Annotated in this window: 22 protein-coding genes and 2 tRNA genes; 5 read left to right on the forward strand and 19 right to left on the reverse strand. The window is 66.3% G+C overall.

What is annotated here, in order from left to right:
• Positions 1–85 precede the first annotated feature (85 nt).
• Positions 86–1,051 carry an amidohydrolase family protein gene (locus AC1DX5_RS07170; RefSeq protein ID WP_478014678.1) on the forward strand — a complete coding sequence of 322 codons (966 nt, stop codon included), beginning with the start codon at positions 86–88 and terminating at the stop codon, positions 1,049–1,051.
• A 141-nt stretch (positions 1,052–1,192) separates the two neighbouring features.
• Here AC1DX5_RS07170 and AC1DX5_RS07175 read toward each other — a convergent pair whose 3' ends face one another.
• The 14 genes from AC1DX5_RS07175 to AC1DX5_RS07240 all read right to left on the reverse strand — a co-directional run bounded on the left by AC1DX5_RS07175 (position 1,193) and on the right by AC1DX5_RS07240 (position 13,658).
• Complete coding sequence (locus tag AC1DX5_RS07175; RefSeq protein ID WP_478014679.1) at positions 1,193–2,251, reverse strand: Glu/Leu/Phe/Val family dehydrogenase; 1,059 nt, start codon at positions 2,249–2,251, stop codon at positions 1,193–1,195.
• A 25-nt stretch (positions 2,252–2,276) separates the two neighbouring features.
• Positions 2,277–2,353 (reverse strand) — tRNA-His (locus AC1DX5_RS07180).
• A gap of 98 nt (positions 2,354–2,451) precedes the next feature.
• Positions 2,452–3,180, reverse strand: coding sequence for a type II secretion system protein N (locus AC1DX5_RS07185; RefSeq protein ID WP_478014680.1), 729 nt, complete (start codon positions 3,178–3,180; stop codon positions 2,452–2,454).
• The gene (gene gspM, locus AC1DX5_RS07190; RefSeq protein WP_478014681.1) at positions 3,177–3,656 is read right to left on the reverse strand and encodes a type II secretion system protein GspM; all 480 of its coding nucleotides are present in this window, start codon (positions 3,654–3,656) and stop codon (positions 3,177–3,179) included. The genes AC1DX5_RS07185 and gspM overlap by 4 nt, the downstream gene beginning before the upstream one ends.
• Positions 3,653–4,747 (reverse strand): type II secretion system protein GspL, encoded by a 1,095-nt coding sequence (gene gspL / locus AC1DX5_RS07195; protein WP_478014682.1) that lies wholly within the window; start codon positions 4,745–4,747, stop codon positions 3,653–3,655. Before gspL ends, gspM begins: the two co-directional genes overlap by 4 nt.
• Positions 4,744–5,730: a type II secretion system minor pseudopilin GspK gene (gene gspK, locus AC1DX5_RS07200; protein ID WP_478014683.1), complete on the reverse strand. Its 987-nt coding sequence runs from the start codon at positions 5,728–5,730 to the stop codon at positions 4,744–4,746. Before gspK ends, gspL begins: the two co-directional genes overlap by 4 nt.
• Positions 5,720–6,376, reverse strand: coding sequence for a type II secretion system minor pseudopilin GspJ (gene gspJ / locus AC1DX5_RS07205; protein WP_465173603.1), 657 nt, complete (start codon positions 6,374–6,376; stop codon positions 5,720–5,722). Before gspJ ends, gspK begins: the two co-directional genes overlap by 11 nt.
• A complete protein-coding gene (gene gspI, locus AC1DX5_RS07210) occupies positions 6,373–6,780 on the reverse strand; it encodes a type II secretion system minor pseudopilin GspI (protein WP_478014684.1) in 408 nt (135 codons plus the stop codon). The genes gspJ and gspI overlap by 4 nt, the downstream gene beginning before the upstream one ends.
• Entirely contained in the window at positions 6,780–7,292 is a 513-nt protein-coding gene (locus AC1DX5_RS07215; RefSeq protein WP_465176881.1) for a GspH/FimT family pseudopilin, read from the reverse strand. The genes gspI and AC1DX5_RS07215 overlap by 1 nt, the downstream gene beginning before the upstream one ends.
• Positions 7,293–7,775, reverse strand: coding sequence for a type II secretion system major pseudopilin GspG (gspG, locus tag AC1DX5_RS07220; protein ID WP_478014685.1), 483 nt, complete (start codon positions 7,773–7,775; stop codon positions 7,293–7,295).
• A gap of 19 nt (positions 7,776–7,794) precedes the next feature.
• Positions 7,795–9,021 carry a type II secretion system inner membrane protein GspF gene (gene gspF, locus AC1DX5_RS07225; protein ID WP_478014686.1) on the reverse strand — a complete coding sequence of 409 codons (1,227 nt, stop codon included), beginning with the start codon at positions 9,019–9,021 and terminating at the stop codon, positions 7,795–7,797.
• The gene (locus AC1DX5_RS07230) at positions 9,014–10,600 is read right to left on the reverse strand and encodes a GspE/PulE family protein (RefSeq protein WP_465173608.1); all 1,587 of its coding nucleotides are present in this window, start codon (positions 10,598–10,600) and stop codon (positions 9,014–9,016) included. The genes gspF and AC1DX5_RS07230 overlap by 8 nt, the downstream gene beginning before the upstream one ends.
• Positions 10,600–12,795 (reverse strand): type II secretion system secretin GspD, encoded by a 2,196-nt coding sequence (gene gspD, locus AC1DX5_RS07235; protein ID WP_478014687.1) that lies wholly within the window; start codon positions 12,793–12,795, stop codon positions 10,600–10,602. The genes AC1DX5_RS07230 and gspD overlap by 1 nt, the downstream gene beginning before the upstream one ends.
• A complete protein-coding gene (locus AC1DX5_RS07240) occupies positions 12,792–13,658 on the reverse strand; it encodes a type II secretion system protein N (RefSeq protein WP_478014688.1) in 867 nt (288 codons plus the stop codon). Before AC1DX5_RS07240 ends, gspD begins: the two co-directional genes overlap by 4 nt.
• A gap of 136 nt (positions 13,659–13,794) precedes the next feature.
• Between AC1DX5_RS07240 and AC1DX5_RS07245 the strand changes: the two genes are divergently transcribed.
• Positions 13,795–14,478, forward strand: a complete 684-nt coding sequence (locus tag AC1DX5_RS07245) for a prolyl hydroxylase family protein (RefSeq protein WP_465173611.1) — start codon at positions 13,795–13,797, stop codon at positions 14,476–14,478.
• 115 nt (positions 14,479–14,593) lie between these two features.
• Here the strand turns inward: AC1DX5_RS07245 and AC1DX5_RS07250 are convergent, their stop codons facing one another.
• From AC1DX5_RS07250 to lon, 5 genes are all read right to left on the reverse strand, one after another.
• The gene (locus AC1DX5_RS07250; RefSeq protein ID WP_478014689.1) at positions 14,594–17,311 is read right to left on the reverse strand and encodes a TonB-dependent receptor domain-containing protein; all 2,718 of its coding nucleotides are present in this window, start codon (positions 17,309–17,311) and stop codon (positions 14,594–14,596) included.
• Positions 17,312–17,388: 77 nt separating this feature from the next.
• Positions 17,389–18,957: a hypothetical protein gene (locus AC1DX5_RS07255; protein ID WP_478014690.1), complete on the reverse strand. Its 1,569-nt coding sequence runs from the start codon at positions 18,955–18,957 to the stop codon at positions 17,389–17,391.
• Positions 18,958–19,194: 237 nt separating this feature from the next.
• A tRNA-Val gene (locus AC1DX5_RS07260) sits at positions 19,195–19,269 on the reverse strand.
• A gap of 143 nt (positions 19,270–19,412) precedes the next feature.
• The gene (locus AC1DX5_RS07265) at positions 19,413–19,685 is read right to left on the reverse strand and encodes an HU family DNA-binding protein (protein WP_272627303.1); all 273 of its coding nucleotides are present in this window, start codon (positions 19,683–19,685) and stop codon (positions 19,413–19,415) included.
• A 159-nt stretch (positions 19,686–19,844) separates the two neighbouring features.
• Positions 19,845–22,241 (reverse strand): endopeptidase La, encoded by a 2,397-nt coding sequence (lon, locus tag AC1DX5_RS07270; RefSeq protein ID WP_478014691.1) that lies wholly within the window; start codon positions 22,239–22,241, stop codon positions 19,845–19,847.
• A 132-nt stretch (positions 22,242–22,373) separates the two neighbouring features.
• On the opposite strand from lon, the gene AC1DX5_RS07275 reads away from it, so the two are divergent.
• From AC1DX5_RS07275 to AC1DX5_RS07285, 3 genes are all read left to right on the forward strand, one after another.
• On the forward strand, positions 22,374–24,092 hold the full coding sequence (locus tag AC1DX5_RS07275; RefSeq protein ID WP_478014692.1) for a M1 family metallopeptidase: 1,719 nt from the start codon (positions 22,374–22,376) through the stop codon (positions 24,090–24,092).
• Between the two features lie 10 nt (positions 24,093–24,102).
• Complete coding sequence (locus AC1DX5_RS07280; protein WP_478014693.1) at positions 24,103–24,705, forward strand: methyltransferase family protein; 603 nt, start codon at positions 24,103–24,105, stop codon at positions 24,703–24,705.
• Between the two features lie 62 nt (positions 24,706–24,767).
• Complete coding sequence (locus AC1DX5_RS07285; protein WP_465173617.1) at positions 24,768–25,373, forward strand: phytanoyl-CoA dioxygenase family protein; 606 nt, start codon at positions 24,768–24,770, stop codon at positions 25,371–25,373.
• Positions 25,374–25,461: the final 88 nt, after the last annotated feature.

Here is a 25,461-nt window from a genome sequence, read left to right on the forward strand (position 1 = left end):
TCGCGCGGGCAATGCGCGGGATAGCTCCCGATTGTCGGAGGCCATCGAACCGCCGACATTGCTACAGGATCGAGTGAGGACTGGAATGCAGATCGCGCGCCGGGATTTCCTGAAACTGAGCGGGGCTGGTATCGCCTCCGTCGCCCTGCCCGGCGCCCTGATCGCCTCCGATGCCAATGGGGCACGGCCGATCATCGACGTGCATATGCATGCCTATCCGGCCACCACGCCGTTCCCCAACCCGATCGTCAATCCGATCACCGGCGCCAAGAGCCCGATCCGGAACGGCGCGGGTCACCTGGCGGCGTGCATCGCCGAGATGAAGCGGCACAATGTGGTGAAGGGGATCGTCAGCGGTGGCGATGGCGACCGCTTGCAGGCGGCGATCGACTGGCATGACCGCGATCCGGATCGTTTCGTCGCCGGGGCAGGCATACGCGGGTCGGAAGACACGCCGCTGCCGCCGCTCGATACGCTTCGCGCGGCCTTCGCGGCGAAAAGGCTCGGCGTGCTCGGCGAAGTCACCTCCCAATATGCCGGCCTGTCGCTCAGCGACCCGTCCTATGAGCCCTATCTGGCGCTGGCCGAGGCGTTCGACATTCCCGTGGCGCTCCACACCGGGACGATGCCGGAAGGAACGCCCTTTGATCCCTGTTGCCGGCCGGCGCGGGCGCGCTTCGGCAATCCCGGTCTGATCGAGGAAGCGCTCAATCGCCATCCGACGCTGCGGATCAACCTGATGCATGGCGGCTGGCCCTATCTCGACGATACGCTGGCCATGCTGATGCTCTACCCGAACGTGAACATCGATACCGGGGCGCTCGACTGGCTCATGCCACGCCCGCATTTCCACGACTATCTGCGCAAGTTCGTCGATGCGGGTTTCGGCAAGCGCATCATGTTCGGCTCCGACCATATGTACTGGCCGGATGCGATCGGCCTGGCCATCGAGGGGGTGGAGTCAGCCGCGTTCCTCAGCGAGGAACAGAAGCGGGATATCTTCTATAATAATGCGGTGCGGTTTTATAAATTGGTGGGGGTTGCTTCATAACGGCGCGGTTGGATTACGTGCGGGATTCTGTTCACCGGCGAAGGCCGGGGCCCAGTTGGAAAGGTTACTGTAGCCTTGTGCAGCGCCTTGCCATGATCGCCTCCCAGCTGGGCCCCGGCCTTCGCCGGGGAACAGAAATGCCTAGGAGGTTAGTCGCCCGATCAACCGCCGCGCAATCATGTCCGCCACGTCGGACGCCGGCGCGCCGGTGCGGTCGCTTTCGTCCCAGACTTCGATCAGGCGATCGGGAATGCGCGCGATGCGGGCTTCGACTTCCGCCTGGTCGCCGTGCCCGAGATATTCGAGGCCGACATTGATGATGCCGCCGGCGTTGATGACGTAATCCGGCGCGTAGAGGATCCCGCGCTCGGCGAGGCGTGCGCCGTCTTCCCTGGTGGCGAGCTGATTGTTCGCGCCGCCGGCCACGACCGTCGTGCGCAGCGCGCCGATCGATTCGGCGGTCAGGATCGCGCCGAGGGCGTTGGGGCTGACCAGGTCCGCCTCGATGCCGAGGATCGCATCCGCCAGCGCCGTCTCCGCGCCCAGCTCCGCCGCCAGTGCGGCCGCCTTGTCGGCATTGACGTCGGCGAGGGTCAGGCGTGCGCCATCCTTCGCCAGCAGGCGGGCGAGACCGCCCCCGACGCTGCCGACGCCCTGGATCGCGACATGCACGTCCTTCATCGAATCGGCCGAAAGACCGCGCTTCGCCGCTGCCTTCACGCCGAGATACACGCCCATCGCGGTGAAGGGCCCGGGATCGCCGCCCGCGCTGCCCGCCGCGACCGGCAGGCCGGAGACGTGACGCGTCATCGTGGCGATGGTCTTCATGCTCGCTTCGGACATGCCGACATCCTCGGCGGTCACATAACGGCCGCCGAGCGAATCGACCGCGCGGCCGAACGCCTCGAGTTGGGGAACGGTGATCGAATCGCCCGGATTCGCCGCGAGCACGACGCCCTTGCCGCCCCCCATGGGCAGGCCGGCCATGGCATTCTTGAAGCTCATGCCGCGCGACAGGCGCAGCGCGTCGGTTATCGCGCCGTCGCTGTCGGCATAGTGCCAGAAGCGCACGCCGCCGGCCGCAGGACCCAGCGCCGTCGAGTGGATCGCAATGACCGCCTGAAGGCCCGAAGCCGGATCGGTGAAGAGGTGCACGCCCTCATGGTCGTCAAAATCGGGGAAGCCCCAGCCGCTGGTCACGCGATTTTCCTGGCTGATGAAAGAATGGGGCGACCGACGGGACTTGAACCCGCAACATCCGGCATCACAAGCCGACGCTCTAACCAATTGAACTACGATCGCCGCAGAGCCAGCGCCCCTAGCGGGCGAAACATGGCATCGTCAAGATTAGCCTTTTCCCTATCGCGGCGCCACCCGTCGCCGCTGTGTCCGCCCCAGCGTCAGAAGCGCCCCTCGATCGAAAGCGTATAACCCGCGGGCGTCGCCTGGAAGCCGCCGAGCACGAGCTTCTCGGTCGCGGCGGGGTCCGCCGGCGGCTGCACGGTCAGTTCGCCCCGAAAACGCCCGGTGCTCCAGAGGCGCAGCGCGACCGTTTCCGTGCCAGCCTGGCTGGCGAGCGGCAGCAGCAGCGCGCCCGCATCGCAGCGCGCGGTGCCGGTCATGCCCTGGCCGAGACTTATGCCGGCCAGATCGCCCGAGATCGTCGCGCGCACCCGCCCTTCCGCCTTCTGGCAACTGCCGTCCTGGAATCGCACGCTGACATCGTCGAAATCGAGCGCGGAGACCGGCACCGGGGCAAAGACATTGCCCGCCGGCAATGCCGCGGTGAGATCGTCGACGCCGAAGCTGTGGCGGCTGACGCCGATCGCACCCCGGAACGGCTGGGCCGTGCCCCTGCCCGGCCCCGCGAGATCGATTCGCGCGCGTCCGACGAGCAGCTGGATCGGCGACAGGCGCGCCCGCAGATCGCCCAGGGCGACGCCGCCGAAGCTCGCCTCGCGCAAGGTGCCGTACCAGATGCTGCCGCTGACCTCGCGCGCGGTGAGCCCGGTATTGCCGAGATCGAACCACCCCATGGCGAGGCGCAGCGGCAGAAAGACGATCAGCGCGATCACCAGGGCCGCGCCGAAAAAGGCCCGCGGGCCGGTCGTCAGGCGAATCCGCTTCATTCCCCGCGCACCTTCAGGGACAGCTGCGCCGACACCGTCTTGTCGCCATTGTCAGTGGTCGACAGCGAATCGACCAGGATGCCCGCCGCTTCCAGGCCGGCGACCCACCCGAGCAGCGGCCCGGGCCGCGCGGTGGCGATGGTGATCTGCACCCGATTCGGCCCGTCCGGCGTGACGCTGGCGAGCGCAAAGCCAGCCTCGTTCGCCCGGTCGCGGATGACGGTGTCGAGCTGCGCCTCGAGCGGCGCGGGCCGCTGGCGCTGGACTGTCTCGAGTTCCTTTACGCGCGCCTGGGCCTCGGCAAGGCGGATCAATGCGTCGGTATGGCGTTCCCGCGCGGACGACAGACCGTCCGTCACCGGGCGAATGATCCCGCCCCAGACGATGGTCAGCGCGAGCAGCGCGACCATGACCAGCAGCATCCGGCGCTCGCGCAAGGAGCGCCCGGCGAACCAGAGGCGGAATCGCTCGGTCATCGCGCACTCACCGTCATCTCGCCCGTCACCCGGCCCGCGTTGGACTGAAACACGCCCGCCTTCACGATGAAGCCATAAGCCTCGATCCGCGATTTGAGGTCGTTCACCTGACCCTCATTCTCGGTCGCGGCCGAGACGCGCAGATCGCCATTGGCCTGAAAGGACACCGCGCGGACCTCGGCGCCCGGCACTGACCGGACGGCGGCGTAAACGGCGGCCGCGGTGCGGCTGAACCCTGCCCCGCCGCCGCGCAGGCCCGACAGTCGCGCATCGAGCTGGCGATCGGCATTGTTGACCGTCTCGCCGCGCGGCAGGCCCTGGCGCGCGGCCAGATCGGCCTGGCGCTCTAGCGAATCGGCGGCGAAGCTGTATTTCATGATCTGCACCAGGCTGATCAGCAGCGTGACGCTGAGGATCGCGACCGACAGCCAGGCAAGTCGGCGGATCAGGCCCCAATCGATCGCGAAACGCTTGCGCCGCGCGAACGGACCCTGGCGAAGGTCGAGCGCGGGCGAGGCCAGCGCAGCGGCGATCGCGACCTCCAGTTCGTCGCGGCCGAGCACCGTCGGCGCGACGCCGCCCGTGACCAATTCCGTCAGCCGCGCTTCATCGGCGAAACCGCTGGTCGGGCCGCGCACCACCCCCTCGCCGCCCAGATCGGCGCGAAGATATCCCTGGTCCGGCCGGGGCAACAGCATAGGCGACGGCACCAGCATCGCCGGATCGATGCCGTGCACCGCGAGCGTTTCAAGCCATGCCCGCATCTGGGCGACCGAGACGACCGCGATCGGACGCTCGGCATTGTCGCCCTCCCGGCCCACCGCGACATGCAGCTCGCCGATCGGTGCCGCGCTGGCGTCGCCGACCAGCATCCGCGCCGCCGTGACTGCCTGGGCAGTCGAGCGATCGGGCAGTTCCGCCCAGTGCAGCGTGACCGCTTCCGCCGGCACCACCACGATCGGCGGCGCGGCATCGGCACCGGGGAGATCGGGCAGACCTTCGCCCCGCGCCGCGACCGAACCGTCGGCGATGCGCAGCCAGCGCCAGGGCGTGGTGCCGGTAGGCAGGAAGAGAGTGAGCGACTCAGTCATGACGGCTCGCCCCAGTGCCGCGAGACGAGCCGCGCGGGAAGCTCCGTCGCGTCGATCAGCGCATGTTGTTCGAGTTCCGCCCCGCCAAGCGTTACATCGACCCGCAGATCGAACCAGCCCGTCGTGACGGCGGTCTGCGCAAAGGCGTCAGGCGGCGGGGTGATCGCGCTCAGCGAGGGCAGCTTCCAGAAAGCGGCGGGGCTTTCATAACCACCGGGCGGACGGCGCAGCAGCACCTGGCGGGCGGCCTCGACGGTCATGGTGTCGGGCATCAGCATCGCGAGCAAGGGCGCCTGTTCCGGGAGCAAGGTGTTGACGTTGATCTTCGAGGGCTTGGCCAGCGGCAGCGCGCAGAGCCAAGGCTGGAGCTTCGCATAGATCGCCGGTGTGACACCTGCCACCGCGCGCAGCTCGCTCGGATCCGTCATCAGCGTGTTGGCGGTGCGATAGGGCGTCGACTGACCGCTATAGCTCGCATCCTCGGCGCCGAGATCGATCGGGCTGGTGTCGCTGTCGATCCAGTCCGACGCGGCAGCGGCGATCGATTCGGCCGAGGCGCTGGGCCCGCCTACCAGCCGGATCAGCCGTGCGAACTGGATTCGTGACGGGGTGTAGACCGAATAGGTATTCGGGGTCGTCTCGACCACCAGGCTGTTGAGGTTGAAGCAATTGCCGCCATCAACAACCCGGGCGGTGGCGAGGCCGCCCGGCACCGGCAACGGGATCGCGCGGCCGCTCCAGCCGCCGGCGAGCGTCACGCGGCTGGCGTCGCGCGAGAGCAGGTCACTGACCTTGGTCAGCGCCAGCGTCTCCGCGGCGAGGCCATAGGCGCGGGCCTGGTCCGTCGCGATGGCATTGCCGCCAAGCTTTGTCGCAAGGCGCAGCTTTTCCAATGCGGTACCGGCCAGCACCGCGATCACCGCGACGAGCAGCAGCACCGTGAGCAGCGCCGCGCCGCGTTCGGAGGCGCGCTCAGCTCCCATCGGGTGCCTTCCGCTTGCCATAGCCGGCGCCGACCAGGAACATCTGGCGGAACTCGACTCCGTCGTCGCGCAGCACGCGCATCTCCATTGCCTGGGGCAAGGCGTAGATCGGCGTGCCCTGCCAGCGGTCGCTCCAGGCGCCGTTGATGCGATAGCGCAGCGACACCTGGCGGACGTGCGTGAGCATCACCGCTGCGGGAAGCGGTTGCGCCCCGTCGAGCATCGGATACGCTACACGTTCGAGCGCGCCATTGGCGAGGCGATATTCGACCTTCTGCTCGCCCGGACGCGGCGCGGCGTCGAGGTTGCTCCAGCCGGCGCGGACGAGGCGGAGCATCGGCGTGCTGCCCGATCCGGCCTCGCCAGAAAAGGCGGGCAGAAGATCGCCTGCCTCGTTGCGCGTCTGGCGTTCGGTCGCCTGGGCGAGATCGCCCGCCAGCGCCGAGGAGAGGCGGTTGAGCGCCTGGACGTCGTCGAGTTTCCGGTCGGTCGCCGCCTGCGCGCGCACGCTGAACGACAACAGCGCCACGCCCGCCGCCGCGAGCAGGCCGAAGATCATCAGCGAGATCATGACCTCGACAAGCGTGAAGCCGTGTTCGGCGGAACGCCTCACGGGCGTGAAGCCGTGTTCAGCAGCGCGTTTCATGAGGCAGCGCCTCCGATCGTCGCGACGCGCACCACGGTGAGGTGACCCTGGCGGCTGCCCGCGGCGTCGGCGACTTGCACGTCGATACGCAGGATGCGCGCGTCAGCGGTCGCGCGCGTTTCGCGGGTCCAGGTCCAGGCTTTGCCGCCATTCTGCTCGACACCTTTGGCGATACCGACCGTGGGCGGCTTGGCGTCGGTCATCGCCTCGATCGCGACATTGCGCGCAACCATCTGCGCGGTCAGCGTCGAATCGAGGATCGAGGTGCCGCGGATCGTCGCGCCCTCAAGCCGGATCAGGGCAAGCGCGGCCAGGCTGAACACCGCCAGCGCGACCATCATCTCGATGAGCGTGAAGCCGTGTTCGGCGGAACGCCAACGAAGAATGAACCCCCGGACTTTCATCAGCCGCCGACCTTGACCGAGCCGTCGGGGGCGATGCGGACGGATACTTCCTCCGCGTCGCGCTTCAGCCGAACGTCGAGCGGGCGATCGGCGAGGCCGGTCGTGTCGAACATGATGCGCTGGCGCCCGCCGGTATCGGTCACCACGGCGCGCGTGCCCTTGCCCCAGCTGGTTACGCGCAGCGGCTTTTCGGCCACGGGTACCCATTTGCCGTGCGTGCGCTCGTCGAAGCCATAGCCGCCGCCGGACACCCACACGCTCACCGGGCGCGCGCCGACAACCGCCGATTGCTGCGCCGCGCGCGTCCGTGCCGCGAAGCGCGTCGCCTCGTCGAGCAGCCGCCCACGCGGATCGGGCAGCGCCCAGACCACCGCAGCCGAGGCCAGTCCGATGATCGTGATGACGATCATCAGTTCGATCAGCGTGAAGCCGTGTTCGGCGGAACGCCGACACGGCTCGAAGCCGCGATCGTTGCGGTGGGGCCGCAGTTCAAAGGCGGTCGGTCGCGACAATTACTGCCAGCTGCCGATATCGGCGTCGGCGCCCTCGCCGCCTTCCTTGTTGTCGGCACCGAGCGTCCAGATGTCGGCGTCGCCATGCTGGCCCGGCGAGGCGTAGAGATAGGGGCGCCCCCAAGGATCGTCCGGCAGGCGCTTGATATAGCCGCCGCGCTGATACTTGGCGGGATCAGCGCCGTCGGGCGCGGTGAGGAGCGCCTGAAGCCCCTGCGAAGTGCTCGGATAGACGTCGTTGTGCAGCTTGTAGGTGTCGAGCGCACCCTCGATCGTCGAGATATCCGTCCTGGCCTTGATGACCTTGGCCTTCTCGCCGCTCGGGATGACGTTGATCGCGACGATCGTCGCGAGCAGGCCGAGGATCACGATCACGACCATCAGCTCAACGAGCGTGAAACCGTGTTCGGCGGAACGCCGAACGGGCGTGAAGCCCTCTTCCTGACGGCGCTTGCGGTTGGCGGGTTTGCGGGGGGTGTTCATGGCAGTCCTCATCATGGCTTCACTGGCCGGCGAGCGTGTTGAGCTGCAGGATCGGCAGCAGGATGGAAAGAACGATGGTCGCGACGATTCCGCCCATCAGCACGATGATCGCGGGTTCCAGCAGCGACAACGCGGTGGCCGTGAAGCGGTCGAACTCGCGTTCGAGATAATCCGCCGCGCGCTCGAGCATGTCGTCGAGCTGCCCCGCCGTCTCGCCCGACGCGGCGAGATAGGTCAGCAATGGCGGGAACACCCCGGCGCGGCGCATCGCCGCCGACAGACTGCCGCCGCCGCGGATCGATTCGACGATCTCGTCGGACGCGAGCTTCAGCCGGCGATTGTGGATCGTGCCCGCGGTCAAGGTCAGGCCCTCGAGCAAAGGCAAGCGGCTGGCGACCATCGTCGCCAGCGTGCGCGCCATGCGGGCAGCGTGTAGATCGCGGATCAGGCGGCCAAGCAGCGGCAGCCGGAGCACCCAGCTGTCGAAGGCGAGCCTGATCCCCGCATCCTTGAGCGCCCACCACGCCCCGAAGGCAATGAGCGCGATCGCGATGAGGATCGCCCACCAATAGCCGACGAGCACCGCGGAGATGCCGATGACGATCTTGGTCAGCAGCGGCAGCTCCTGCCCGACCGTGTCGAACTGCTCGACCACCTGCGGCACGACGAACATCATCAGCGCGGTGACCACCCCCATCGCAACCACCGCGAGCACGGCGGGATAGGCAAGCGTGGTGATGATCTTGCCGTTGATCTCGGCCTGGCGCTCGAGCAGGACCGAGAGGCGTTCGAGGATGATCGGCAGCGAGCCGGAGCGTTCGCCGGCCGAAACCATCGCGCGATAAAGCGGCGGGAAGCTCTTGGGCTCGCGGCCCATTGCCTCGGCGAGGCGGCGCCCCTCCACCACGCCGGCATGGACTTGCGAGACGATCGTGCGCACCGTTTCCTGCTCGGTCTGGCGGGTGATGGTGCGGAGCGATTCCTCCAGCGGCGAGACACGGTTGAGCGTCGCCAGCTGGCGGGTGAACAGGGAAAGCTGCTTCGCGCTCATCTTCCTCGCGCCGAAGCGCAGATCGGCGAGCAGCGGCTTGCCGCGCGGGGCCGCCCCGGATCCGGCCTCCACCTTCACGACATAGAGGCGTTTTCGATCCAGCAGGACACGCGCGTCGTCGATCGACTCGGCGGCGATATGCCCCCGAGTCTCACGGCCGCGCGTGTCGATGGCCAGATAGTCGAAATCAGCCATTCGTCGGCGCGTCCACCACCAGCGGTGCCTCGACATCGGCCATGTCGCGGCGCGAGACGCGGACTGCTTCCTCGGGCGTGGTCAGGCCCTCGCGCACCAGCTGGCGTGCGGCCGACCCGAGATTGGGCGAATGAAGGAAGGCGTGGCGCGCAATGATCGCCTCGTCGCCGCCGTCATTGATCAGGCGGCGGATCGTCTCGTCGACGCGGATCGCTTCGAACACGCCGATCCGGCCCTTGAAGCCCGATCCCTGACAATGCTCGCACCCGACCGGCTCATAGACCACGGCGCCGACGTCGAAGCCGAGCAGCGCCGAGACCGATCCGCTGGCCTGGACCGGACGGCGGCAATGCTCGCACAGCTTGCGCACGAGGCGCTGGGCGATGACCGCGCGCAAGGTGGAGGCGAGCAGGAACGGCTCGACCTTCATGTCGCGCATACGGGTGATCGCGCCGACCGCGTCATTGGTGTGGACAGTCGAGAGCACGAGATGGCCTGTGAGCGAGGCCTGGACGGCGATCTCGGCGGTCTCGCGGTCGCGGATTTCGCCGACCATCACCACGTCGGGATCCTGGCGCAGGATCGCGCGCAGGCCGGCAGCGAAGGTCAGGCCGACTTTGGGGTTGACCTGAGTCTGGCCGATGCCGTCCATGGCATATTCGACCGGATCCTCGACCGTCAGGATGTTGCGGCTGCCGTCGTTGAGCAGGCGGAGCGCGGCGTAAAGCGTGGTCGTCTTGCCCGAGCCGGTGGGGCCAGTGACCAGGATGATGCCGTTGGGCTCCGACAGCGCGCCCTTCAGCATAGTGTTGATCGCATTGGTCATGCCGAGCACGTCGAGCGTGATCCCGGCATTCTCCTTGTCGAGGATTCGCAGCACCACGCGCTCGCCGGCGCGGCTCGGCAGAGTCGAGACGCGGACGTCGAGCAGCTTGCCGCCGAGCGTCAGGCCGATACGGCCGTCCTGCGGGATGCGGCGTTCGGCAATGTCGAGGCGCGCCATGACCTTGACGCGGCTGACCACCACCGGCGCGACGTGCGGCGGCATGCGCAGGGTCTCGCGCAGCACGCCATCGATGCGCATGCGCACCACCAGGCCGGTTTCGTAGGGCTCGATATGGATATCCGACACACCGTGGCGCGCGGCATCGGCGATGATGCCGTTGATCAGGCGGATCGCCGGCGCATCGTCGGCGGTGTCGAGCAGGTCGTCTGCGGTCGGCAGGTCGCCGGCGAGCAGATCGAGCTCGTCGCCCAGCCCGAGCGTGCCGGCGGCCACCGCCGCCGCCTGGCCGTCCATCGCATAGCGATCGGACAGTAGTCGGTCGAAATCCTCGGGCGTCACGAAGCTGACATCGAACGGGCGGGCGAGATGGCGGCGCAGCTCGAGCAGGACCTTGGGGTCCGACCCCTCGCGCATGGCGATCGACAGGTGGCTGCCCTCCCCGATGTCCAGCGCGACACCGAAGCGCCGGGCGAAGCCATAGGGAATCGCGATCATGCGATCGGGCAGCGCACTGCCTTCAGCCAGCACCAGCGGTTCCACCGCATCCTCCGCATTGCCTGGAGCGATCTGCATCACTTGTCCCTCGGCCGGATGACTTTAGTCGAATTGCGCATCACCGGCACGGCGACCCGCGGATCCTCGATCCCGCCCGGCGTACCCGCCGCCGGCAGGGGTGCTGCGGCCCCCATATAGTCGCGTACCAGCTGATCGATGCTGGGCTCGGACTCAGGATTCTGCCCGGCCTGCTGGAGGCGCAGATAGCCATAGCGCCGCTCGGCCACTCTGCGGCTATCCTCGGGCGTGCGCAGCACGGTCGGGCGAATGAAGATCATCAGATTGGTCTTGGTGCGCTGCTTCGCCTTGGAGCGGAACAACTGGCCGATGCCGGGCAAATCGCCCAGGAACGGCACCTTCTCGATCGTGCGCCGCTCGTCGTCGCTGAGCAGGCCGCCAATGATCGCGATCTGACCGTCATCGACGGTCAGGGTGGTTTCGACCTCGCGCTTGTTGAGAATGAGGTCGCTATTATCGCTCGACACCGGGCCGGCGATGCTGCTGACCTGCTGGTGCAGGAACAGCTTGATCGCGCCGGACGAATTGACCTGCGGCCGCACCTCGAGCTGGATGCCGACATTCTCGCGCTGGACGGTGCGGAACGCATTGTCGAAATTGGTCGAGAGCGCCTGGCCGGTCGTGATCGGGATCTCCTGGCCGACCAGGATGCGGGCGGGCTGGTTGTCGAGCGTGGTCAGCGACGGCGCCTGGAGCAGGTTCGACGTGGTGTCGGATTTCACCGCACTGATAATCGTGCCGAAGATCGCGTCCTTGCCGATGTTGAACGCACCGCCGCCAAAGCCGCCCGAGGCGCCGAGGATCGAGTTCAGCGCAGACTGCGCGAGCGAATCGCCCACCGCGCTGCCGTTGGTGGTGACGGTGGTGGTGCCGTTGACCGTGGTGGTGCTTGTGGCGAGCGAACGCGCGCCGATTGCACCGGCGATGGTCAGCAGGTTGGGCGCCGAGTTGCTGTATGCCGTGGCGAAGGTCGGAACCCCGCTGCCCGGCAGACCGGCGAGCAGGAACTGGACGCCCAGCTTGCTGGCGGTCGCGTCGGAGACTTCGGCGACGATCGCCTCGACCAGCACCTGCTCGCGCCGCGTGTCGAGCTGTCGCACGACCTCAGCAAGCTGACGCTGCACTTCGGCGGGCGCGGCAATGACGATGGCATTGGCGCCGGTGAAGCGAGTCACCACTGCCGCGGTACGGCCGCCCTCGGCGACGATCGCAGGCTGGCCGGTTCCGCCGCCGGCGGCAGCCGGGGCCGCCTGCTGCACGGGCGCGGGCGTGTTCGAGGTCTGGCTGTCGTTATTGCCCGTGCCGCCGAAATTGGAGCGCGACAATGTGTTGCTCTGCGTCGGCTGAGTCGGCGTCTGGCCGACCAGCTGCTGCAGCACGGGCAGGAGCTGCTCGGCATCGGCATTTTCGAGGAAGACGACCTTGATCTCGGTGCCGTTCTTGGCACGCCGGTCGAGATCCTCGGCTACTACTGCCAGCCGCGCCACCGACGACGGGTCGCCGCGCAGCGCCACCGAGTTCGAGCCGACGATCGCCACGACGCTGACGCTCTGGCCGCTGCCCGGCGCCGTACCCTGCCCGCCGGATCCCACCAGCGCCTGGAGCGCGGTCGCGATCTCCCGCGCGCCGGCATTCTTGAGCGCGATCACCCGCGTCGAATTATTGTCGGTGTCGATCCGGCGCAGCACTTCGCGCACGCGACGCACATTGTCGGCGAAATCAACGATCACGATCGAATTGCCGCCGCGGTTGGCCGTCACCGACCCCTGAGCGCTGACCAGCGCCCGGACGGTGTCGACCGCCGACGCCGCATCGATCGCGCGGAGTCGGACGATCTCCGTGACCAGGCTGTTGCGCGCGGCGCCGCTCGAGCCGATCCGGCTCGGCTGGGAGGCCGAATTGTCGCTTGGCTGGATGCGGAACGCGCCGTTCGAGGTCGGCACCGCGACCAGGCCATTGGCACGGAGCGTCGAGAGGAACACCTCGAAATATTCGGAGCGCGACAGCGGCCGGTCAGTGACGACGGTCACCTTGCCCTGGACCCGGGCATCGATGATGAAGGTCCGCCCGGTGACTCGCGCCGCATCGGCGATGAAGGCGCGGATATCGGCATCGCGCACGTTCATCGTCGTCTGCGCGGTTACCGTGCCGACCAGCACGCCCGCGAGGACGGGTGCAAGAAGTAGCTTTTTCATTGGCCCGCGATCGTAAGGGTGAGGGAAAGTGTGTCGTTGCCGCGCTCGACCGTGACGGGGATGGTGCCGCCCTTGCCGATCTGCGTGCCGAGTTGCTCGATATCGCCCTGCCCCGTCACCGCGCGACCATTGATCGCGGTGATGACGTCGCCTTCGCGCAGACCGGCCTGACGGAAGGCGGCGCCCGAGCCCTGCGGGCGCACGACGAGACCACTGATCTTGCCGCCATCGACGCGGGGGATGAAACCGATATCCGCGCGCAGCTGGGCCGGCGTGAGGCCGGCTTTGGGGCCGGGTGCATTGGGCAGGCCGGGCAGATTCGGCGGGTTCGGCAGCAGGGACGGCGTGGCGCCCGACGGCGGCGGCGGAGCGACGGGTTCGACCGCGCCGCTCTGGTCGAGGAACAGATCCTCCGCGGCGCCGCCGCGATCGATCGTGACGTGATCGAACGCAACGGCCTTCAGCTTCACGCCCGGGCTGATCTCGTCGCCCACCGCGAAGCTCTGCTGCACGCCGTCGGGACCGGCGATGATCGCAGAACCACCGCCCATCGCCTCGTTCACGCGCGTGCCGAACAGGCTGAGCTGGAGCGAGGTCACCACCACGGTCTTGTTGTCGGCGCCGCCGCTCAGCCGGAAGAATGGATCGAAACCCTGCAGCAGCGCGGTCGGCGAACCGGTAAAGCCAAGCCGCACCGGTTGCCACGGGCCGAGCGCCCCGACGGGCGTGACCAGCACCCAGATCAGCCGGGCGCATTGCACCGCCAGCAGCGCGAGCAGCAGCAGCTCAAGCGCCGTATAGACAGTGGTGCGGGGCAACCGCCGCAGCAGCGCGCGTGCCCGCGCATCCAGAACCAAACGCATGCGGAAAATCCCCGATCGCGCACCTGCTAGGCGGCGATTGTTACAGTCGTAGGTCGCCCCTGTGAACCTTCCGAGACACGACATGTATAGCTTGTCATACTGGAAAAGACCCGGGCTTTTTGGCATCAGCGCCACCATGGCCGATGCCCCGGAAACCACCGCCCTGCCCAGCCCTTTTGGTTCGGGCCTGCCGTCCGAAGGCCTGACCGCGCATCTCACCGGACAACCCGGCGTACAGCGCGTGCCGAGCCCGAAGCTGAATCTGTTCCTGCGTCGCCGCTTCCTCGATCCCGCGACCTGCGCTGCGGTGATCGACCGAATCGACTCCGTACGCCGGCCGTCGACTATCTCCGATCCCAATGGCGATGCGGCCTTCCGCACCAGCGAAACCGGCGATCTCGACCCGCTGGATCCCGTGGTGGCAGAGGTCGAGGCGAGGATCATCGCCTTTACCGGCCTCGATCCCGTGTTCGGCGAGCCGATGCAGGGCCAGCGTTATGCCGTCGGCCAGGAATTCAAGGGCCATACCGATTATTTCGAGCCGTCCGGCATCGACTATCAGCGCTATTGCGGGGTCGCCGGCAATCGCACCTGGACGGTGATGATCTACCTCAACGAGCCCGAGGCCGGCGGCGCGACCCGGTTCAAGGCGATCGACAAGATCGTCCAGCCGGAAACGGGCAAGCTGCTGACCTGGAACAACCGGCGCCCGGACGGCAGCCTGAACCCGGCGACGATCCATCAAGGCATGAAAGTGCGCAGCGGCGTGAAATATGTGATCACGAAATGGTTTCGGGAAAAGCCCTGGGGCTGGGCGTAACGGAGGTCCGTCAGGCGGGGCGTCATTCGGCGCCGATCCGCGCGACCGGCGATCACAGAAAAACCCCGGCCGCGCGGCGGCGCGGCCGGGGTCAGTTTCCCCTTTTCTGGCGTGATCAGAAGTTGATGCCGATCCCCAGCGAGAATTTCGCGCCGACATCGTAGCGGTTGTAATAGATCCGGTTGTCACCGAGCTCCTGGAACTCCTGATATTTGGTGCCCAGGATGTTGCGCGCGGTGAACTTCAGCTCCGTATCGAGCCCGAACAGCTTCACACCCTGACGCGCGACGAAGTCGAAATCGACGCCCGGCTGTTCGTAGATGTCCGGCTGGCCCGAGGGGCCGCGGCTCGTCACGCGCTTGCTGGCATAGTTCACGAGGAAGGTGAACTGAGACAGCTTTTCCTTGTCCTCGATGCCGAGCTGCAGATTGACGAGGTGCTCCGATTGGCCAGTCATCGGCGCGCCATCGCGGAAGAAACTGGCGGCGGCGAGCGGCACGCCGTTCACGACCGCGAGATCACCCGCCTGGACCTTCAGCTTCGACTTCGAATAGGTATAGTTCGCGATCGCCACCAGGCGGCGGCTGGCGAAGAAATTGCCGCCGAACCAGTCAGCCATGTCGAAATGCTTCTGCGCCTCGAACTCGGCGCCGTAGAGAGTCGCCTCGGGAGCATTGGCGAAGCTGGTGTTGACCGACCCGTCCGAGTTGAAGGACGAGAAGGCCTCGATCGGGCGATCGATCTTCTTGTAGAAGCCGCCGAGCATGATGCGCTGGTCGCGTGCGAAGAACCATTCGTAGCGCGCCTCGGCATTGGTCAGCTTGCTGTCGACCAGCGACGGGTTGCCGCGGAACTGACGGTTCGAGTCAGTGTCGAGATAGATTTGCGACACGAGTTCGCGGAATTGCGGCCGGGCAATCGTCTTCGACGCGCTCGCGCGCACCTGCATGTTGTTGGCGACTTCCCAGGTCAGGGTAGCAGCCGGCAGCCAGTAATCGTTCTTCAGGTTAGTCTCGACGATCGCGGTGCTGACCGTGCCGAACAGGTTGATCGGCAGCACCGTCTGTTTCGCCGTCTCGTAGCGGACGCCGACGTCGAACTTCAGCCCGGGAATGACCTCGGCCTTGATCTGGCCATAGCCTGCATGGGTGCGCAGTTTGGCCTCGAACGCCGCCGTGCCGGCCGAACCGGAGGTTTCGAGCAGGACGATATCGAACGACTGGATCGTATAGTCGGACAGCAGGTAGTCCGGGCGCAGCTGGCGCACGCTGATCGGCAGGTTCGAACCACGATAGGTGAAGTCGCGGCGAGTCGAGGTGCGGTCGGTATCCGAATAGGCATAGCCGACCGTCGCGGTGATCTCCGGCGTGAACTTGTACGACAGGTCGGCGCCGCCCGAGTAGAGATTCTCGTTGAGGTCGCTGAACGATACCGTCGCGGTACCTTCCTGGTTGTTGCCGCCCAGATCGTTGACGTACTTGTTGCCCGTCGGATCCGACGTCAGCGGCTGGTTGGTCCGGACATAGGTGAAGCTGCGCTCGTACGGCGCCTCACGCTGGGTGTTCGCATAGCCGCCGCGCAGATCGAGGCTGAGATTGTCGAAGCGGAACTCGCCGGTCAGCTGGGTATCGATCAGCTGACGCTCGTACCAGCCGGTGTCCTGAACCATCAGGTCGCGATTGGCCGAGATGAAGCGGTTGCCGACGCCGAGCCGACCCTGCTTCAGGGTGTCGCGGATATAGAGGTTGGTCCAGCGGACCTTGTTCTCGTCAAATTCGAGGCCAAGGCCGAGCAGGCCGCTCACCACGACGCGATTGTCGGTGATCACGCGGTTGAAGTTGTTGTCGGGCACCGACAGGTCGGCAGCACCGGCGGTCTGCTGCAGCGACTGGCGGGTGCGCCAGGTATTGGCGATGCTGGCCGACGCGATCACGCCGAGCAGCGTATCGCCCAGATTGATCGAGGCGCCGCCCGACAGATCGCCCGAAAAGTTGACCGGGATATTGTCGTTGCGTTGCAGGACGGTTGTCCGCGCATTCGCGAGGCTGGAGGCAAGCAGGCCGATCTGCTCGACCGAAAAGTCCGGGCCGACGGTGATCAGCTTGCCGCTGTCCAGCGCGTTCTGGAAGTTGGTCGGGAGCGTGCGCGTCCCATTGTCGAAGCCGGTCCAGTCGAGACGGCTGCCCGCATAGGTGTAGCCGAGCTGCCCGGTGGTCACCGTATCGCCGCTGACCGAGGCACCGACCGACAGAAAGGCCTCGCGCGGGATCGCCTTGGTCGTCAGGTTGACGACACCACCGCCGAATTCGCCGGGGAAATTGGCCGAATAGCTCTTCTGCACATAGGAGGAGGCGATCACGCTGGTCGGGAAGATGTCCAGCGGAACGACGCGCTTGAGCGGCTCGGGGCTGGGCAGCGGGGAGCCGTTGAGCAGGGCGAGCGAATAGCGGTCGCCGAGACCGCGCACATAGACATAGCCGTTGCCGACCACGCTGAGGCCGGTGACGCGAGTCAGCGCGCCGGCGATGTCGCCCTCGCCCGTCCGCGCGATGTCGGCGCTGGACAGCACCGAAGCGACCTGCGGGGTAGCGCGCACGACGTTGGGCACGTTGCGGCCCACGACGACGATGTCGGGGCCGGTATCGTCACCGCCGCCGGGAATGGAAACATCGGCCTGCTCTTCCTGCTGCGGCGCCGGATCGGCGGCCGTTGCGGGATCAGCGGCAGGAGTCGTGCTTTGCGTCGCGCCAAGTGCCGTCTGAGCGAAAGCGGCCGGGGACACCAGAGCGGTGGAAACGAGGAGCAAGCTCGCCAGGCTAAGCGGCTTCGACATGTATTATCCCCCGGGTAGGTTTACTTGAGAAATGACGGGGCGACGCAACCGCGCCGCCCCGTTTGACCGATCGGCGATCAGCTGGTCGGCAGGGTGGTGCAGGCCTGGCTCGTCGCGCCGAAGTTCAGCGTCGAGGAGTTGCAGGTCCAGCCGGCATACCAGGTGTCGGTCGAGTCCTTGACCGCGCCGACATAGCCCGGCGAGGTGAAGAAGCTGCCGAGCGTCGCCGCCGCGAAGGCCGGACGAGCGGTTTCGTTGGCACCGTTGATGAAGCCGCTGGTCAGGCTCGGCGTGTAGGTCGAGCTGTTGTTGGTGCCGGCCTCAAATGCGGTACGAACCTGTGCATCGGTCACGCCGCTGTTCCCGAGGAACGGATTGGCTGCGCACTGCATGTTGATCGAGTGGAACACCGGCGGGCCGGCTTCGTCGAGGGCCGCATCGGCGGCACGGAGCGTGTTCGCACGGCTGATGCGCAGGCAGGCCAGGCTCGGGCTGACGACGACGCCGTTGACCATCGTGTAGTCGGTGCTGCCGCGCAACAGGATCGCCGCGAGGTCGGCACCGGTGGTCGAACGCTGGATGAAAGTGAAGTTCGCGAGGCGCGTGTTCTGCCGCGGCGTATTCTCTTCCAGCGTGTTGTCCGAGTCAGCCTCGATCATCGCATCGCCGAGACCAGTGCGCTGGGCGGCGATCACGAACTGGATGAAGCCCTTGTAGCCGACATCGGTGTCGAGATTGTCGTCCTCGTTGCCGGTCAGCACCAGATATTTCAGGTTCGGACGGCCGCCGAAGATCTCGATGCCGTCGTCCGAGCTGTTATGGACCTGGATATGGTCGAGCACGGTGTCGCTGCCGACGCCCGACGGGGTCAGGCCCTGGAGTTCCGACGCCGCCGAGAGGATGAAGCCCGAATAGCGGATCTGGACATATTGCATGCGGCCGCTGTTGTCGGCCGGGGTCGCGCCGCCATAGAGCGCGTTGCTGGTGCCTTCGGTGTCACGCTCGCAGGCGGTGGTGCCCGGCGTGGCCAGCGGTGCAAGGCAGTCAGTGATCGGCGCGCGGCCGAGCAGGACGACGCCGCCCCACAGCTGCGACGTATCGTCGGTCGCCGAACCGGTCACGTTGCCGCGGCCGGTGAAGATGATTGGGCGCGTCGCCGAACCGACCGCGTCGATGCGGTTGCCGCGGTTGACCGCCAGGAAGGACACGCCGGTCGCGCCGAAGATCACCACGCCCGGATCGATCGTCAGCGTGACGTTGTTGCCGGTGCTCGCCGCACCCTGATCGGTGCCGACATCGACACGGCCAGGCAGCGAGTAGATCACGCCGGTGGTGCGGGCGATCTGGGTGTTGGCGGTGAAGCGGGCCGGGAACGCGCAGTTGCGATATTCGCCGGTCGGGCCGGAAATGGTGCCGGCATTGATCAGCTGATCCGGGCCCGGGATGGCCGGGCAGGCAGCGGCCGGAGTCACCAGCACGGGGCCGGTCGGCGTCGGGGTCGGGGTCGGCGCGGGAGCCGGGGTGGGAGCCGGAACGACAATCACGCCTTCGCCTGGCGAAGCGATGTCGCTCGCGCCGCAACCCGAAAGGGCTGCCGCCGCGCAGCTGGTCAAAAGAATGAGGCTAACGCGCTTGAAGCTGGCCATAAGGTCTCCGTTCGATCTGTGGGTGAGAGCGGGCACGCTCTCCGGATCGACTCGGTGTTCCCCCTGTCGACCACGAGCCCCCGCTAGGGACGGCCCGTGACTCCTCGGTGCGGATTCGAAGACTCAACGGCTACAATCTCGTGTCAGATTGATGACTGATATTGCAGATAGATGACGCGCCAGAGAGCGCGACGCCAAAAACCCGCCGGTCGCCAACGACCGGCGGGTTTGAAAAACTGGTGGGCGCGACAGGGATTGAACCTGTGACCCCACCCGTGTGAAGGGTGTGCTCTACCGCTGAGCTACGCGCCCATCGCGACTCCCGGAAAGGGCCGCAATGTCTTCGCCGGCGTTGCCGCCAACGGAATAGGGCGGCGTCGCCGCCGCCCCTGATATCATCGCCTTAGAAAAGGGGCCGCGGCTTGTCCAGCCCCGGCGCCTATATCATTCGTCGATCAGTTGACCGAATCCTTCAGGCCCTTGCCCGCCTTGAACTTGGGCTGCGACGACGCCTTGATCGTCATCGGCTCACCGGTGCGCGGGTTACGGCCCGTCGACGCCTTGCGCTTGCTGACGGAGAAGGTGCCGAAACCAACCAGACGGACCTCGTCACCCTTTTTCAGTGCAGCCGAAATCGCATCGAACACTGCCTCGACCGCCTTGCTGGCATCGCCCTTGCCCAGTCCGGACGCGTCGGCGACCGATCCGATCAATTCCTGCTTGTTCATGCCGAAAGAACCCCCGTCTTGAAAAATGATACATTGAAATGAGTCGCGGCGCATAGCCGGTGGTACAGTAAGGCGGCTCAATCCGGGGCTGTCAAAGCAAAACGACCTAAAATTTCGCCTAAAGGGGCGAAATTCAGGCCGTTTCGCTTGACAGCTTGATTAATGATGGAGTTCGCCGCCGATCGGCGCCACGCCGGCCGGAGGCTGGGCGGCTAGGTCATCCGCCTCGGTCCAGTCGATCGCCGTCAGCGGACCGGTCAGCGCAAGCCGCAGCACCTCGTCGACATGCGCGACGGGGATGATGGTCAGCCCTTCGCGAATGTTCGCCGGGATCTCGGCCAGGTCCTTCTCATTCTCCTGCGGAATCAGCACGGTGGTGATGCCGCCGCGCAAGGCCGCGAGCAGCTTCTCCTTGAGCCCGCCGATCGGCAGCACCCGGCCGCGCAGGGTCACCTCGCCCGTCATCGCCACGTCGCGCCGCACCGGCACGCCGGTCAACGTGGAGATGATCGCGGTGACGATGCCGATACCCGCCGACGGTCCGTCCTTGGGAACGGCGCCCTCGGGCAGATGGATGTGCACGTCCTTGCGGGCGAACACGCTCGGCTTGATGCCGTAGCTGGGCGACCGCGCCTTGATGAAGCTGAACGCGGTCTCGATCGACTCCTTCATCACGTCGCCGAGCTTGCCGGTGACCTTGGCGGAACCCTTGCCGGGCACGGTCACGCTCTCGATCGTCAGCAGTTCGCCGCCGACTTCGGTCCAGGCGAGACCCGTCACCGCGCCGACCTGATTCTCCTCCTCGCCCAGGCCGTGGCGATATTTCTTCACACCGGCGAAGTCGGCGAGATTGTCGGGCGTGATCGTCACGCTCGTCGTCTTGCCTTCAAGAATCTGGCGCAGCGCCTTGCGGGCGAGCTTGGCGATCTCACGCTCGAGCGTGCGCACGCCGGCTTCGCGCGTATAATATTGGATCAGCGCGCGCAGCCCCTCGGTGGTGAGCGTGAACTCGCCGTCCTTCAGGCCGTGCGCCTCGACCTGCTTGGCGACCAGGTGCCGCTCCGCGATCTCGACCTTCTCGTCCTCAGTATAGCCCTCGAGCCGGATGATCTCCATGCGGTCGAGCAAGGGCTGCGGCAGGTTGAGCGTGTTGGCGGTCGTCACGAACATGACGTCCGACAGGTCGATATCGATCTCGAGATAATGATCCTGGAACTTCGAATTCTGCTCCGGGTCGAGCACCTCGAGCAAAGCCGAGGCGGGATCGCCGCGGAAATCCTGGCCGAGCTTGTCGATCTCGTCGAGCAGGAACAGCGGGTTGGACGTGCCGGCCTTTTTCAGGTTGGTCACGATCTTGCCCGGTAGCGAGCCGATATAGGTCCGCCGGTGGCCGCGAATCTCGGCTTCGTCACGCACGCCGCCGAGCGACTGGCGGATGAACTCACGCCCGGTCGCCTTGGCGATCGATTTGCCGAGCGAGGTCTTGCCCACGCCCGGCGGGCCGACGAGGCACAGGATCGGCCCCTTCAGCTTGTTCGTGCGTGCCTGGACCGCGAGATATTCGATGATACGGTCCTTGACCTTCTCCAGCGCATAATGATCCTCGTCGAGGATCGCCTGAGCGGCCGAGATGTCCTTCTTTATCTTGGACTTCTTGCTCCAGGGCAGGCCGAGCAGCACGTCGAGATAATTGCGGACGACGGTCGCCTCGGCGGACATCGGCGCCATCGTCTTCATCTTCTTGAGCTCGGCGGTCGCCTTGGTGCGGGCTTCCTTGGAGAGCTTGAGCGTCGCGATCTTCTGGGTCAGCTCGGCGATCTCGTCGCCCTCGCCTTCCTCGCCCTCATTGCCCAGCTCGCGCTGAATCGCCTTAAGCTGCTCGTTGAGATAATATTCGCGCTGCGTCTTCTCCATCTGGCGCTTGACGCGGCTCTTGATCTTCTTCTCGACCTGCAGGACGCCAAGCTCGCCTTCCATGAAGGCAAAGGCCATTTCCAGGCGGCGCGAGGGATCGGATTCGACCAGCAGCGACTGCTTGTCGGAAACCTTCACCGAGATATTCGCGGCGACCGCGTCGGCCAGGCGCGACGCATCCTCGATCTCGCCGAGTTGCACCGCCGTCTCGGCCGGCAGCTTGCGGTTGAGCTTGGCGTAATTCTCGAACTGGTCGACCACCGAACGCATCAGCGCGGAGACTTCGTTGCCCTCGGCAACGGCCTCCTCGACCGTCGCGACGGTCGCGGTCAGATAGGTGTCGGTCGCCGACAAGGTGTCGAGCGAGGCGCGAACCTTGCCCTCCACCAGCACGCGCACGGTGCCGTCCGGGAGCTTCAGCAGCTGGAGCACGGTGGCGGTGACGCCGATGTCGTAGAGGTCCTCGCGCTCTGGATCGTCCTCGGCGGGATCGAGCTGGGCGACGAGGAAGATTTCCTTGTCGGCAGCCATCGCTGCTTCAAGGGCCGCGACCGACTTGTCGCGACCAACGAACAACGGCACGATCATGTGCGGGAAGACGACGATATCGCGAAGCGGCAGGACTGGGTAGGATTGGGTCATGGATACTCCGGCAGCGCCTGAACGAGGCGCCAGTTCTCCCTTATATGGTGCTGTTGACCAATCCATCAATCGCCGAACGTTTTTAGCGGCCATATCGACTGTGCTTACCGAATGCTGAGGTACGAAATTCCCATGCTCCTGAAACCTGCCCTGGCGCTCGCCGCGCTGTCGCTCACCGCCGCGACCGCCCTCCCGAAAAAAGGCGAGCCGCCGATCACCGAGCAGACTCAACGATCGGGCGGTGTCATCGACCCCGACCAGGCCAGGCTGAAGTTCGACCATGCCGACCTGAAGTTCGAGGTGCTGCCGGCGACGCAGGAACTGCATGGACTCGCCACATTGACCTTCACCGCCAGGGCACCGCTGACGCGGCTGCTGATCGACCTCGACAAGAATATCGCGCCGAGCGCCGTCGCGATCGACGGTACGCCGCTCCCGCGGAGCGATTTCTCCGACCCGGACGGCCGGCTGACGATCACGCTGCCGAAAACCATCGCCGCTGGCGAGCAGGTCATCGCGACGATCACCTATGGCGGCACACCACATGTCGCGGTGAACGCGCCCTGGGACGACGGCATGGTCTGGGCGAAGACGCCGGACGGCCGCACCTGGTTCGCGACCACCGCGGAAGGTTATGGCTGCGACCTGTTCTGGCCCTGTCTCGACTTCCCCACCGGCGAGCCCGAGAACGTCACCTTGCACATCACCGTGCCCAAGGGACTGAAGGCGCCGTCCAACGGCAAGCTGATCGGGGTCGATACGCTGCCGGACGGGCGCACCACCTGGAACTGGAGCGTGCGCCAGCCCAACACCTATGGCATCGCGCTGAACGTCGGACCGTATGAGGAGATCTCGGGCATCTACAAGAGCCGCTACGGCAACGAAATCCCGATGTTCTATTGGTATCTGCCGGGCGAGGAGGCGAAGGCGAAGGCCTTGTTCGCCGAATTCGCCCCCACGCTCGACTTCTTCGAGAGCGAGATTGGCCCCTACCCGTTCGGCGACGAGAAGCTCGGCGTGGTCGAGACGCCGCACAAGGGCATGGAGCACCAGACGATCAATGCCTATGGCAATGAATATGCCAAGGCGCCGGAAGGGTTCGACTGGCTGTTCCACCATGAATTCGCCCATGAATATTTCGGCAACCAGCTGACGGCGGCGAACTGGGACGATTACTGGCTGCACGAGGGCTATGGCTCGTACATGCAGCCCTATTACGGGCTGTGGCGCGAGGGCAGCGCGCGCTATGCGACGATGCTCGACGATCAACGCAACAAGATCGCCAACCTCCAGCCGCTCATCTCCGGCAAAGTCCGCACCGAGGAGGAGGTCTATGAGAACGCCAAGGGTGGTCCGGCCCAGGACATTTATTACAAGGGATCGTGGATGCTCCACACCCTGCGCAACCTGATCGGCGATGCGGCATTTCGCGACGTGACCCGGCTCGCCGTCTATGGCCGGATCGACCCGAAGCCGGGCAATTTCTCGCCGCGCTTCGGATCGTCGCTGGAATATGAGGGCTTCGTCAAGCAGGTGACCGGCGAGGACTATGGCTGGTTCTTCGATGTCTATCTGCGCAAGGCCGCGCTCCCCGAGCTGGTCGAGACCCGCGACGGCGGCATGCTGAACTTGAGCTGGAAGGCGCCCGACGGCCTCCCCTTCCCCATGCCGGTCGAGGTGCAGATCGATGACGAGGTCGAGCGGCTGGCGATGACCGGGGGCAAGGACAGTATCGCGGTCGCGCCCGGCGCGCATGTCGTGATCGACCCGGCTGCCCGAATCCTCAAACGCTCCAGGGCGCTGGAGGAATACAAGGCGTGGAAGGCAGCGCCGGGGAAAGCTAAATATTAGGAGGAGTGCGATGACCCTGTTCCCCATCGATCCGGTCGGACTACCCGGCCTCGCGGCGCTGGCCCTTGGCTTCCTTGCCTTCTTCACGGCGCTGATGGCTGCGCGGTACCGGGCGACCAGGGTGCCCAAGGTGGCCGATGCGAGCAGCAACCGGGCGTCCTGGATCTGGATCGCCGTGCAGGGCCTGGGCATCGCCATCGCCGGTTATGGCCGGATCGACGTATCGCTCGACCCGATGTCGGCCAGGGCGATCATCGAGGGGGTCGCGGTATTCGTGCTGATGCTCGGCGCGGTCGGCCTGTTCCACGCCTCGTCGCGGACGATGGGCAAGAACTGGAGCCTGGTCGCGCGCACCCGCGAGGATCATCAGCTGGTGCAGACCGGCCCCTTCGCGGTGGTGCGCCACCCCATCTATGTCGCGCTGTTCCTGTTCATGATCGCGATGGCCGTCGCTTATGGCCACACCCGCAACCTGATGATCGCGGTGCCGGTCTATGCCATCGCAACCTGGCTGCGCGTGCGGCATGAGGAACGGCTGCTGCGCGGCCAGTTCGGCGCGGACTACGACGCCTATGCGGCGCGGGTGAAGCGATTCGTGCCGGGGGTTTTCTGACGGAGAAGCTGACCTTCGCGAGGGACGGTGCCGAGCGCTTCCCCTCCGCGGCGGCCCCATCGTTGCCGGAGATCGAGGCGATCGTCACGACTCTCGATCCCGACCGCGCCGGCATCCGGCTGCACGGTATCGAGGGGTTACGCGGCGTCCTCGATCCCGCCGGCCCGATCGCCAGGATCGCCGCCGATGCGATTGGCGCCGGCGCGCGCCCGGTTCGCGCGATCCTGTTCGACAAGACCGCCGCCACCAACTGGGCGCTGGGCTGGCATCAGGACCGGACGATCGTCGTAGCCGAGCGGCGCGACGTCGCCGGTTTCGGGCCGTGGACGGTCAAGGCCGGGCTGCTTCATGTCGCGCCACCGTTCGAGCTGCTGGCGGGCATGGTGACGTTGCGGGTTCATCTCGACCCCGTCGGTCCGGATAATGCGCCACTGCTCGTCGCGCCGGGATCGCATCGCTTTGGGCGGGTGGCGGAAGACGACATCGATGCCGTAGTGGCCGAGTGCGGGATTGCCGAATGCCTCGCGGACGATGGCGATGTCTGGCTGTATGCCACGCCAATCCTTCATGCGTCCGATGCGGCCGTTCACCCCCGGCGACGGCGGGTTCTGCAGGTGGACTATGCCCCGGAGACGCTGCCGGGGGGACTTGCATGGCTGGGCATTTAACCCCGCCCAGCATGGCGGTTTACGCAAGGTAGCTAGAGCCCTGCCCAATCCATTTTAGGTCCAAAGTCAGTGCAAATCGATGGCTTCA

It is taken from the genome of Sphingomonas sp. P2_B6 (assembly GCF_056404755.1).

Bases quoted from the DNA above. Each gene is read 5' to 3' on its own strand.
- AC1DX5_RS07170 (WP_478014678.1), top strand. From the start codon at position 86: ATGCAGATCGCGCGCCGGGATTTCCTGAAACTGAGCGGGGCTGGTATC.
- AC1DX5_RS07185 (WP_478014680.1), bottom strand. From the start codon at position 3,180: ATGAAGCGGATTCGCCTGACGACCGGCCCGCGGGCCTTTTTCGGCGCG.
- gspM (WP_478014681.1), bottom strand. From the start codon at position 3,656: ATGACCGAGCGATTCCGCCTCTGGTTCGCCGGGCGCTCCTTGCGCGAG.
- gspL (WP_478014682.1), bottom strand. From the start codon at position 4,747: ATGACTGAGTCGCTCACTCTCTTCCTGCCTACCGGCACCACGCCCTGG.
- gspK (WP_478014683.1), bottom strand. From the start codon at position 5,730: ATGGGAGCTGAGCGCGCCTCCGAACGCGGCGCGGCGCTGCTCACGGTG.
- gspJ (WP_465173603.1), bottom strand. From the start codon at position 6,376: ATGAAACGCGCTGCTGAACACGGCTTCACGCCCGTGAGGCGTTCCGCC.
- gspI (WP_478014684.1), bottom strand. From the start codon at position 6,780: ATGAAAGTCCGGGGGTTCATTCTTCGTTGGCGTTCCGCCGAACACGGC.
- gspG (WP_478014685.1), bottom strand. From the start codon at position 7,775: ATGAACACCCCCCGCAAACCCGCCAACCGCAAGCGCCGTCAGGAAGAG.
- gspF (WP_478014686.1), bottom strand. From the start codon at position 9,021: ATGGCTGATTTCGACTATCTGGCCATCGACACGCGCGGCCGTGAGACT.
- AC1DX5_RS07230 (WP_465173608.1), bottom strand. From the start codon at position 10,600: ATGCAGATCGCTCCAGGCAATGCGGAGGATGCGGTGGAACCGCTGGTG.
- gspD (WP_478014687.1), bottom strand. From the start codon at position 12,795: ATGAAAAAGCTACTTCTTGCACCCGTCCTCGCGGGCGTGCTGGTCGGC.
- AC1DX5_RS07240 (WP_478014688.1), bottom strand. From the start codon at position 13,658: ATGCGTTTGGTTCTGGATGCGCGGGCACGCGCGCTGCTGCGGCGGTTG.
- AC1DX5_RS07245 (WP_465173611.1), top strand. From the start codon at position 13,795: ATGGCCGATGCCCCGGAAACCACCGCCCTGCCCAGCCCTTTTGGTTCG.
- AC1DX5_RS07250 (WP_478014689.1), bottom strand. From the start codon at position 17,311: ATGTCGAAGCCGCTTAGCCTGGCGAGCTTGCTCCTCGTTTCCACCGCT.
- AC1DX5_RS07255 (WP_478014690.1), bottom strand. From the start codon at position 18,957: ATGGCCAGCTTCAAGCGCGTTAGCCTCATTCTTTTGACCAGCTGCGCG.
- AC1DX5_RS07265 (WP_272627303.1), bottom strand. From the start codon at position 19,685: ATGAACAAGCAGGAATTGATCGGATCGGTCGCCGACGCGTCCGGACTG.
- lon (WP_478014691.1), bottom strand. From the start codon at position 22,241: ATGACCCAATCCTACCCAGTCCTGCCGCTTCGCGATATCGTCGTCTTC.
- AC1DX5_RS07275 (WP_478014692.1), top strand. From the start codon at position 22,374: ATGCTCCTGAAACCTGCCCTGGCGCTCGCCGCGCTGTCGCTCACCGCC.
- AC1DX5_RS07280 (WP_478014693.1), top strand. From the start codon at position 24,103: ATGACCCTGTTCCCCATCGATCCGGTCGGACTACCCGGCCTCGCGGCG.